Annotated in this window: 6 protein-coding genes; 4 read left to right on the forward strand and 2 right to left on the reverse strand. The window is 45.1% G+C overall.

The genetic code is table 11. From position 1 onward, the window contains the following. Positions 1 to 2 precede the first annotated feature (2 nt). Positions 3 to 3,296 carry a SusC/RagA family TonB-linked outer membrane protein gene (locus tag GO755_RS01875; protein ID WP_157582868.1) on the reverse strand — a complete coding sequence of 1,098 codons (3,294 nt, stop codon included), beginning with the start codon at positions 3,294 to 3,296 and terminating at the stop codon, positions 3 to 5. Positions 3,297 to 3,957: 661 nt separating this feature from the next. On the opposite strand from GO755_RS01875, the gene GO755_RS01880 reads away from it, so the two are divergent. The 4 genes from GO755_RS01880 (at position 3,958) to GO755_RS01895 (ending at position 10,185) form a co-directional block, all read left to right on the forward strand. Further along, positions 3,958 to 7,188 carry a SusC/RagA family TonB-linked outer membrane protein gene (locus tag GO755_RS01880; RefSeq protein WP_157582869.1) on the forward strand — a complete coding sequence of 1,077 codons (3,231 nt, stop codon included), beginning with the start codon at positions 3,958 to 3,960 and terminating at the stop codon, positions 7,186 to 7,188. 22 nt (positions 7,189 to 7,210) lie between these two features. Continuing rightward, positions 7,211 to 8,758, forward strand: a complete 1,548-nt coding sequence (locus GO755_RS01885) for a SusD/RagB family nutrient-binding outer membrane lipoprotein (protein ID WP_157582870.1) — start codon at positions 7,211 to 7,213, stop codon at positions 8,756 to 8,758. Positions 8,759 to 9,258: 500 nt separating this feature from the next. Beyond that, positions 9,259 to 9,774 (forward strand): hypothetical protein, encoded by a 516-nt coding sequence (locus GO755_RS01890; protein ID WP_157582871.1) that lies wholly within the window; start codon positions 9,259 to 9,261, stop codon positions 9,772 to 9,774. Positions 9,775 to 9,807: 33 nt separating this feature from the next. Continuing rightward, complete coding sequence (locus tag GO755_RS01895; protein ID WP_157582872.1) at positions 9,808 to 10,185, forward strand: hypothetical protein; 378 nt, start codon at positions 9,808 to 9,810, stop codon at positions 10,183 to 10,185. 110 nt (positions 10,186 to 10,295) lie between these two features. Here the strand turns inward: GO755_RS01895 and GO755_RS01900 are convergent, their stop codons facing one another. Then, entirely contained in the window at positions 10,296 to 11,774 is a 1,479-nt protein-coding gene (locus GO755_RS01900) for a PQQ-dependent sugar dehydrogenase (RefSeq protein ID WP_157582873.1), read from the reverse strand. Positions 11,775 to 11,792: the final 18 nt, after the last annotated feature.

Consider the following 11,792-nt stretch of genomic DNA (forward strand, 5'->3'; position numbering starts at 1 on the left):
TCTTAAAAACCAAAACTGAGCCGGAATCCATAGAGACGCGTCGGTGGCGTCTGATATTCAGTTGTTGTACCAACTGCATTGCTGGTATCATTGGCATTGGAGCCCCCAGAGAACTCAGGATCTGTAAATACGTTCGTTTTGGGACGTAGCATAATCAGATTCCGACCTGTCAGCGCAATATTTAGCGACTTAATAAACTTGGTGTAATTGATAATCCGGCTCGGAATGTTGTAGCTCAGAACTACCTCACGAAGTTTCCAGAAGTCAGCGCTTGTTACGTAGCTGGAAGCTGCGTTATGGTAGCCCGAGTTTGTCCAGAAAACCAGGTTGCCATCTTTAGTGGTCACGTTCGTATTGGGCGTAACACTGGCTGTAGTACCATCTGGGTTGTTGGTCACCAGTACCGAATTTGGGAACACGAAATTCTGCCGGCCTGCATAGGTTGACCGAATACCAGCTCCTGTAAATTCGAGCGCATTGCCGAGGGCATTGTAGATGACAGCGCCACCACGATACTCAACAACCGCCGATAACGTCAGACCTTTGAACTTAAACGTATTCGTCAGGCCGAAGCGGTATTTAGGCTGCGTTGTACCGGCATACTTGAGCGTTGGGTCCAGAATAGGATAACCCGTAGCATCAACTACAGGTCGGCCAGCGTACTGTCCGGATGGGTCGTAGTTAGGTGCTTTCGGATCGGTTGACTGGACGCGTTGAATGTCGCTGACAAACAAAGCTGGATAGGCATACCCCTTGGCTGCGTATACATTTGACGCTCCGCCAGCCAGGTTCGGCCGGTATGGATCACTTCCGTAGGGGATATTGATACGAGGAAGATCCTGATACAAATCAGTTACCTTGCTTTCCAGGTAGGTGAAATTTGCGTTAAGATCCCACGTAAAACCACCTGCATTTACTAACGGACGTATCGTACGCAAATCCAGCTCAAAGCCCTGATTTTTCATCGTGCCTGTGTTGATCAAAGCTGTAGAGTAGCCTGTTGCCTGCGATATGCCGATCGGTACAGTCTGATTCGTAGTCAGCGTGTTGTAATAAACGGCTTCGAAATTGAACCGGTCAAATAAACCCAACTCAATACCCACTTCCCGACTGTTGGTAAACTCGGGTTTCAGGTTCGGATCATTCTGCTGATTGCTCTGTTCAAAACCTGCCTGACTACCGAATGGGAAGCCTGTACCCGGATTAAACACATTTTGCAGTTGGTAAGGAGCAACGTTTACCTGGCCTACTTTAGACAAACCTCCCCGAATTTTGGCGTAGCTAAGCACGCTATTGCTTTTCAGGGCCGGAATCAATTCGGTTAACACCACCGACGCATCGACGCTTGGGTAAAAGAACGAACGATTGCTGGGAGCTAATAGAGAAGTCCAGTCATTGCGACCCGTTGCGTGAACGAATAACGCATTTTTGTAGCCCAGCGTAAGGTCACCAAATACACCCTGTAATCGGCTTTGGCTGCTGTATTCCGCCAGCGTAGCATTCCCCAATCGGTTGGCAACGTTATATGTACCCGGTACAACAAGTGCACCGGCATAGTCGTACGTGGTTCGTAAGTACTCCTGCCGCGTCTGTTGACCCAGAATCAGTTTGGTTGAGAAATCGCCAAATGTAGGGCTCAGAGTAACGAGCAGGTCGCCCGTGAAGCGTGTTTTTAACTGAGTGGCATCCTGCACGCTGGCATTGGTATGACCACCCGCCGATGAAGCAATGTTGCCTGCTTCCCAGGGGTCGCCAGTGGCATAATCAGAAAACGTTACGTCGGCAATATGCGCTTTCAGCTGAGAGTTATAAACTTGGCCACCAACCCGATACAATACACTCAGCCAATTGGTGAATTTATAGGCTACATCTGCCGATCCTTGGATGGTATATAGATCTGTAATTTTTCGCGAATTGTCGCCCGTTATCTGCCAGTATGGATTTGGATAATAAGCATTGTAATAGCCATTTACATCACCATAAGGAGACGTAATATCGTTGAGCGGATAGCTATTCAACGGTGCCTGTGGCTGCTGATTCAGGACGTTCCAGTATACAGGGCGGTTCTGATTAAAGTCGCCATTCTCCGTATTAGTATTCTGATAGGAGAACTGCACACCTGCATTCGCAGTAAACTTATCGACGGCTCGGCCACCTTTAATACTGATGTTGGTTCGCTGATACTTATCATTCGGCACAACACCTTTCTGATCCACCCGCTGTAAGCTCAACCCGAAATAATTCAGATTATCGCCGATGCGGTACGAAATGTCGTGCTGCTGTGTAACGCCCGTATTGAAAAACGCCTTACGAGGATCTTTAGATGGGGCTGAATAGGGAACTTTCAGCGTATCGAGCCGAACATTTCCGTTGGCGTCCCGGATCTGAACACCATAACCAAGCGGTTGAATCGATCCATCGAAAGGGCTTCCGAACTGCTGGTTTTCGTAAGGAACATACGTACGCGCGTAGTTGCGGTCGAAAAACGGAACGCCTTCTCCGCCATTCGCTCCAAATTGAGTCTGTAGTCCGGGCATGTATGAAATGCTCTCGAACTGCGTGTTATTCGTGTAGGTAATCTGAGGTTTGTTGTTTTGAGCGCCCCGTTTTGTCGTAATGATGAGGGCTCCATTGGATGCATCTGATCCGTATAGAGCTGCTGCGCTGGGTCCTTTTAGTACAGTTGTATTTTCAATATCATTTGGGTTAATAGATGTTAAGAAGGTGATGTCTGATATAACACCATCAACAATCAATAAAGCCTGGTTATTACCGAGAAAGGACCGGTTACCCCGTAAAGTAAGTCGGACACCCGCTCCCACACCGTTGTTGGTCGTGCTGATTTGAAGACCAGAAACCTTGGCGGTTAATCCATTCGCCACATTAATAGGGGCTGCCTGAGTAATTTGAGCATTGCTGATTCGGGCAATTGACGTCCCGATCTCCCGTTCTGTACGCTGAATACCAAAACCCGTGACGACCACTTCATTTAGTGTTGATGCATCCGCAGCTAAAACAACATTGATTGTGCTTTGACTACCCACAACGACGTCCTGAGATTTGAATCCAACAAATGAGAATGTTAAGGTTGTGTTAGCTCCCACATTGATTCGGTAATTCCCGTTTACATCGGTGGTTGTACCTCGACTGGCACCTTTAACGACGACACTCACACCTGGCAGACCAGACCCATCGTCTGACGAAGTCACGCGCCCTGTTACAGCCGCATCCTGAGCCAATAATGGCAAGCAGAAAAGGAGCGAAAGTAACCAGCTTCCAATTAGAATTTTTCTCATATGTGTTGATGGAAAAATTGTGAAATAATAAAGTTAAGAAATGTAAAATTTATCCTGTTTTAATGCCAAGATATGGTAATAAGCTGGTAATATAAGGCCGATCTGCTTGAAAAAAAACCAGCTGACAAACCAGTTATTTGCCCGATTTATGGATTGAAGGAATTGTATTTTTAGGTGATTATACTTAAGGTAGAAGCTACGGGAGATAACGATAGTAAGGATTATATTGATAGATAATTCTCATTATTTCGATATAATCTATATATTATATCGAATGTCAGTATTTTCTAGTTATTTTATAATAATTGTGAGCTATGCACTGAAAACCGTTTTTCTACCTGAAAATCAGCTTTCAGGAAGTAATAACAGCTCTAAGAAGAAAATGGGTGGTCTAGGTCACCAGTTTTTTACTTATTTTAATGTGAATTGATATGTGTGTTAAATTATAATTAAAGAATAAAAAATATAATTTAATCTTTATTTTGAAAAGAAAATATGTACTTATTGAAAATTGCCAAATAATATTTTGCTAATGAGAAAGTATGTGCTTTTTAGTTGATTGTTTTATGAATTTGAAAAAATGTTGTGTTTAATGTTTTTTTAATAAATTTGATTTAGTTTTTATACTTAAGTATCACTTCTTAACTTAAAACAACGTTCTATGCGTAAATTTTTACTAACACAGCTCTTACTGTGTTTTTTCGCTATTCCATTGCTTGCTCAAAACAGGGCCATCACTGGAAAGATCACTTCATCAGAAGACGGCTCTCCCCTGCCAGGTGTTACTATCCTTCTTAAAGGAACGAATCAGGGAACAACGACTAGTTCAGACGGTACCTTCCAGATTAATGCAACAAAAGGTGACGTATTGCAAGTAAGCTTTATTGGTTTTGCTACCGAAAGTGTTAAGATTGAGAATCAGAGTTCTGTTAATCTTGCGCTGAAACCTGATGCTTCACAGCTTCAGGAAATTGTGGTAACGGCCCAGGGTATTCGGAAAAATCAGCGGGAAATTGGGTACGCTATTTCTAAAGTAGCTACCGAAGACGTAACCGTTGGCCGGTCTCCGCAATTAGCGCAGGCTCTTTCCGGAAAAGTAACTGGTCTGGCCGTCTATAACGTTAACAACAGCGTTGATCCAGCCGTGAAAATCGTTTTGCGTGGTTATCGCTCTCTAACCGGTAATAACGAAGCTCTGGTCGTACTTGATGGTATGCAGACGACTTCGACCGTCTTGTCTACGATCAACCCCAATGACATTGAGAGTGTTTCCATTCTGAAAGGTGGTCAGGCAGCTACGCTGTATGGATCATCAGGTATCAATGGAGCCCTGATCATTACAACCAAAAAGGGCGCAAAAGGCAAGTTGAAAGTGTCGTATTCAAACAGTACGAACTTTGAACAAATCAGCTTCCTTCCTCAGATTCAGGATAAATACGGCTCTGGCTCGCACTATGCTACTGCATTCGGTACAACAGGGTATCAGACCGATTATCTGCAGCGTATGAAAGATAACTGGCGCGCCTACGAAAACCAGCAGTTTGGAGATCCTTTTGATGGTTCAATCCGGATTCAGGGACGTACTGCCGAAGATGGTAGCCAGCTCCTGATTCCGTATTCAGCAGTTCCAGATGCGCGCCGGAAAGCCTTTAATACAGGCGTTTCGGTGAATAACCAGGTCAATTTCCAGGGTGGCGATGAAACGAGTTCGTTCTACATGTCGATTGAGAATCAGTCGGTAAATGGTATTGTTCCGAATGACAAGAGTGTCCGTACAGGTACACGTCTGTCGGCTACGAAAGAGTATGGTAAACTGACTGCCAGCTTTAACGCAGGCTATGTACAGGGTGTATATAATCGTACGTCGTCAGACTTCTATAATAACGTACTGAATCAGCCAGCCAACTTACCCCTGAGTGACTTGCGCGATTGGCGGAACAATCCGCTGGCGAATCCGAATGGCTTTTATAACGATTATTATAACAACCCCTATTTTGAGGCCGATAACAACCGGTTGAACTACAAGGATGCCAACCTGAACGGTAACTTGAACCTTACGCTCAAAGCAACCAACTGGCTGTCGTTCACGAACCGGGTGGGTGTTATGAACAACTCACGGACGGGTAAAAATACGACTGGTAAGTTTACGTATTCTGACTGGGCTAAAACCAAATCCTATATCCCGGCTCCCTTCTATCGGGATGGTGATGGCACAGGTATCTATCGGGCCATTACAGATATTCCAGGTTCTGTAATGGACTATTCGGGTACAGAAAATGTCATTAACAACGAATTCCAGATTCAGTTAGCGAAGGATTTTGGTCCGTTGTCAAATCGATTGATTTTGGGTAACAGCTTGTATCAGCGCACCACTAACAATATTGCTGTAGGATCAAGCTCCATCGTGGTTCCCGATGTATATAACGTATCGAACCGGCAAGGTATCCTGACAGGTGGTCAGATTCTTACTCAAGAGCGCCGTTTGGGCTATTATGCTGACTTGACGATGAACTATAAGAACTTCCTGATTTTGAACGGTTCGTTCCGCTTCGATCAGACGTCTAAGTTCTACAAGCCAACTCGTGCGTCTAACTTCTGGTCATATCCGTATTATGGAGCAGCCGTTTCGTTTATTGCCACCGACGCTTTCCCAAGCATCAAGAGTGAGTTCCTGAACTATTTTAAGTTACGGGCTAACTATAACAAAAACGCTAACGACAACATTCCGTTATACGGCTTAGATCTGACCTATCCAAACGGAACTGGATTCCCTTATGGTAACACGGTTGGTCTAACAGTTGGTAACGTTCTACCTGATCCCAACCTCAAACCTGAAACGGTTTATTCTTCCGAAATTGGGGGTGAATTCCAATTGCTGAACAACCGCATCAATATTGATGTATCGGCTTACACGCAAACGTCAAAAGGACAGGTCATTACGGTTCGGGTTCCTAACTCAACAGGTTTCAGTAACCTGCTGATTAACGTTGGTGAAACCAAGAACTGGGGTTATGAAGCTGAATTGAAGTATTTGATTGCCAGAGGTGGTAAATTCTCATGGGATGCTAGTGTTCGTTACTCGTACAACGACAACAAAGTTGTTGACCTCTATCCAGGTATCAACGAATTCCAGATTGGTGGTTTCTCGTACGCCAATACCAACGTAATCAAAGATTCCCGTTTCCCGATCCTGAAAACAGATGGCTATCAGTATGCTCCAGATAATTCTGGCCGCATTCTGGCAAACGCAACGACAGGTTACCCATTACGTAATACGTCGTTATTGCCTCGGGGTGGTGTTCTACCTCGTCACATTGCTGGTTTAGGTTCCAAAATGGAATATGGTAACTTCGGCTTTACGTTTAACTTCGAGTATCGGGGTGGTAACGTAATGTTCAGTGACTTGGGCCGTCAGATGACTTTCACCGGAACGGGTAAATGGACTGAAGATCGTGCTCCTCACGTTTTCCCGAACTCGGCCATTCTGAATGCCGATGGCAGTGTGTCGCCTAACACGACGAACGTTCGTGAAGCTGAATATTCTCTGTGGGTAGATAACTACCGGTTAATTTCAGAGGCCTTTGTTACACCAGCCTGGTTCATCAAACTCCGGGACATTAACCTGTCGTATCGTTTACCACAAAGCCTGCTGGGTAAAACGAAGATTTTCTCCGGCGCCAGTATTGCAGTCTATGGGCGGAATTTGATCACAATCGTAGACAAGCTGAACTACTATACAGATCCTGAATTCAGTTATCAGGGTAACCCTGCACCAGGTAGCCAGGCCACTGCAGTACCTACAACGAACTCATCTGTTGGTATTGGTATCAATACGACGGGTCAAACTCCCCCAGTACGCCAGTACGGTGTAAACATCAACCTGACATTCTAGTAAAAAGCAACACAGAACTAATATGAAATTCAAATCACTAATTATAGCTGCTTTAGTGGCATTGGGTGGTAGTAGTTGCAATACCAAGCAATTTCTGGATATTAACACGAACCCAAACCAGTTGCCAACTTCATCACCAAACTATGTATTTACAAATGCGCTGAACACTACAGCGACGAACATAGCGGGAAATACAAACGGGCAGGGTTCAAATGAACTTGGTTTTTACTGGGCCGGTCAGTGGACCCAGGGAAACGGGTACATTATTGTTACTACCCAATTTGCCTACCAGTTCACCAATGGTGATTTCAACTATTGGGATGGTTATTATGACAATCTGCAAGATTATCAGTATGTGATCAACAATGCCGATGCTAATAACCAGAAGTTCTTAAAAGGACCTTCTAAGGTGATGAAAGCCATGCTGTATCAGCAGATGGTTGATCTGTATGGTAATTTGCCTTATACAGATGCGCTGAAGGGTGCTGCTGTACTAGCGCCAAAATTTGATGATCAGAAAGCGATTTATGCGTCGTTAATCACATTGCTTGATGAAGCGATTGTTGATTTGAAAGCTAATGCGTTTAGCGGCAGCTATGGTACTTCAGATATTGCTTTCGGTGGTAACATTACGAAATGGGTTCAGTTTGCGAACTCACTCAAGATGCGGATATTGATTCGTCAATCTAAAGTGGCAGGTAGTGATGCGTATATCAAGACTGAAATCAACAAGATTGTGACCGAAGGCTCAGGCTTTCTTACGGGATATGAGGCTAGTATTGGAGGCCCATCGTTCTTCCAACCAGCGGCAGGACAGTTGAACCCAGTTTATGACCGCTGGGGTTATGATGCCACTGGTGCTAAACGTGCGTTGAATAACTTCCCTCGTCCAACGAAGTTCTTGATCGACGGACTGAAAGCCGCAGGTGATACTCTTCGACTGAAGCGGATTGCTTATGCCGCTGGTGGCGAAAATGGTAACACACCTGGCGTAAGTACCAAAGCTGAAATTGCCGCCAACTACGTAGGAACACCATTTGGAGCCAGCTCTGGTTATTTACCAGCAAATACCTCATCAGTAGGACCAAGCCTGTTGGTAAAAGGTGACTATAATCGGCCATACGTTCTCATGACTGCATCAGAAGTTCAGTTCCTGCTGGCAGAAGCTAAACAACGGTACTCAGATGTGACCCTACCTAATACGGCTAAGGCTTATTTTGAAGAAGGCATCGTTCAGTCGTTCCGTGTGTTGGGGGCTAACACTGCCGGTGCTGCTGCGTTTAAAGGTAGCAAGATTGAAAACTATGACTTTGATTCGTCAACGGATAAACTGGCAGCTATTGCCATCCAGAAATGGATTGCCTTGACGAACTTCAATGGTCTGGAAGCCTGGGCTGAATACCGCCGGACAAACCTACCGGTTACGCCACAAAGTATTCAGGTTCCTGATACCAAGCGTCCTACGCGTCTCTTCTATCCGAATACAGAGGCTGGTTCAAACGTAGCAAATGTGACTGCACAAGGTACTGTAGATGTATTTGCTACTAAACTGTTCTGGGACGTTGACTAGTTAGCTAATTCTAACAGTTTATTTATAAAAAAGAGGCCATCGTACGATGGCCTCTTTTTTTATGCTACGCATAGACTACCCCATAAAAAAAGCGGGCCGATATGATCGGGCCGCTTTCTGCATTACGCTTTATCCAACTATTAAATTTACTATCTATATGTAATGCCAGAGCGGCTAACAAGATCTAGGTCAGACCAGATTTAATCGTCAGCATTTTGTCTGTAATGATGCTGGTTATGAAGTGATTAAATCCGGTTATGTAACAGATTCTAATAGAAAGTAAGCGCTATTCTTATTAAAATCATAGCAGGCCTAGTCTAATGTATATTTTTCGGTAGCTATATTAATTTTTCGGTAGAGAATCCGACAGAAGCAGGCGTACAGAAGGCGCAGACGAATAATGATCAAAGAAGATTGTCACAGTCGAATAGACTCGCTACCCGCTCCCAAACTTTTTGCCTAATACGAAGTTATTCTATAAAATTAGCCGACTCAACGCCATGAAAGACGAAAAAGATATAGACCATGATAATGCTCAACTAAACGGCCGGACAAATGGTCCATTTGGTTCTGACGATACCGCCGTCGACAGATCTGAATCTGATAATCGTAACCAATACGATCAGGAAAATTCAGCCAATGGTCTTGACAGCCGACAGGTTCGGGGAAGTCAGGATGGCCGGAATGAACGAGGCATTGCCAGCACAGATATGGATACCAAAAACGGCGTACTGCGTATGGGAGATAATGCCAACAGTACGCTTGAATTAACAGAAGAGGGTCTAACTAGTGCAGTCGCCGATGAAGCAAAGACAAATACGGCTATGGTGGATGTAACGACACATGGTCCTGACGATTATGCTTCTGCTGACGAAGTTCCGGTGCCCAAAGCGGAGGAAGCTGCCAAAAAGCAGAACGATACTAAAAAAGCCTCTTCAAAAGATGAGACTCAAAAAGAGCGCGAAGAAGAAGTTGCCGAGACTGGCACCGATCTGAATAATAAACCTACATATTAACTTTTCTTTCTCAACACTAAATAAAACAACGTTATGAGCGTAAGTAGCAAATCCCGCAAAGAAAGCACTGAGTCATTTGCGGCTCAGGCAATGCACAACACAATGGGTATTCCCCCAGCGTTGGCACAACTAAACGACAAAAATCTGGATAATGAGCTACCCTCTCGTGTAGCCGCCAGTAACGATACCGATGTTCCGGGCGATGTGACCGAAGCAGACGCTGTAGCTGCCGAAGCGGATCAGGAGAACGGCATTACCAATGAAGATATCGAGGAGTCGAAACGGGCTTCCTGGGGGCAGCCACCTGTAAACAACGGAGAGGGTAACCCTGATTGGACTACCAGCACAACTGACGAAACCGTTCCGGCTACTCGCTCAAACGAGCCTGAGCGGACACTGGGTAACGCGTAAATTGTAAGGAACTCAATTAGTCTATGACCCCTTCAGGGTCAAATGTTTATAGAAAGTTATTCTCTATAAACATTTGACCCTGAAGGGGTCATACTAGTAGAAGCTATCAGTTACTTCATTAGCCGATTCAAGGTATAACATACCAGGTGATTCATCAACTTTTTCTGCCCATTATTTGCCTGTAAATTACCTAATGTTAGCTCATAAATGCGGTTAGATTTTAGCCCTCCTAGGGTCAAGGAAACCGTTTTTCGATCGGCGGAAAGTTGGATAGACGAAACAGGCACTGCCTGAACATCCATTTGTGGAGAGCCATAAGCGCGGTGATACTCGTAATAATAACTCCGAAAGTTATAATTCGTCAGATCACGGGCAGTCGCTTCATCGATGGGTTGCGTGAATGTCAGATTAAAACCATTGGGGGTTAATTTCATGGCCATAATATCGAGTGGAACACCTGAGCCTGCTTTATAACGTAATCGTTGAATACCCTTTGCTCCCAGCCAGCCATGATCGGTTTGTCCCAGATATAAGCTACCATCAGGAGCAAAAGCCAGCCGATTATTGCCAATCCGCATAGCAACACCCTTTGAGCCCGCCTTGCTATAAAACGGCACACACGCTCCCTGAATCTGCCCATCAACCTCATCGGGCAGGATACGTAGCAAATGGGCAAAATCCATATCGCCCACAAATAGCTGATTGGCAAATGGACCGAATTTTCCACCTGTATTATCCAGTACAATTTGTGTAGGTGAATGCGCCATCAACTCATGTGGAAAAGCAATGCTTTCCACCGTACGCATACTATCGAGGCTTTTTACGGACAATGTGAGTGGGTCTACATCCGGGAAACCGGGCCGCCAGACTAAGCTGGTTGGATGTCCATAAAATTTACCTTCTTCAACATGAAACAGTTTGCTGGTACCTAGCCAGTCGCCCTGATTGTCGGTCACGAATAAACGTCCCTGCGCGTCGAAACCAAGCCCATTGGGCGACCGAAATCCACAGGCGTAAGGCTTTAGCTTTCCATCGGGTGTCAGTTGCATAACCCATCCTCGGTAAGGCACACAAGCATACATCCTGCCCTGCCGACCGAGCGCATCATATTGCCCCCGAACTTCGTCGCGAATCCCCGCGCCATTAGATGCTGTATTCAGACTGATATATATATTCCCTTTGGCATCGCGAACAGGCCCAAAAGCAAACTCATGATAATTCCCCGACATGCCAAATTGGTCAGTAACAGTCTCATACTTGTCTGCCAGACCGTCGCCATTAGTATCAGTCAGGCGAGTGAGTTCGGGTCGTTGAATAACCAGCAGTTCCCTATTATTGATTGCTATTACGCCCAAAGGGTCATGTAATCCCTCGGCAAAGAGTTTCCAGATTTTGGTTTTGGGGTTATAAAGCATCACTTCACCCCGGTGAAAACAGGCTGCCATTCGCCCATCAGGCAGAAATGAAAGACCACCCGTTTCAGCCACCAAACCGGGCGGAGTAGGAATCGTCTCAACCTCATAATAATCGGAAATAGTATCTGTCGGAAAGACAGTTAGCAGCGCGGAGAGGAGCAGAGAGGCAAGCATAAAGTGTATATGATATTG

The organism is Spirosoma arboris, from assembly GCF_009754945.1.
In the GTDB taxonomy this organism is placed as follows: domain Bacteria; phylum Bacteroidota; class Bacteroidia; order Cytophagales; family Spirosomataceae; genus Spirosoma; species Spirosoma arboris.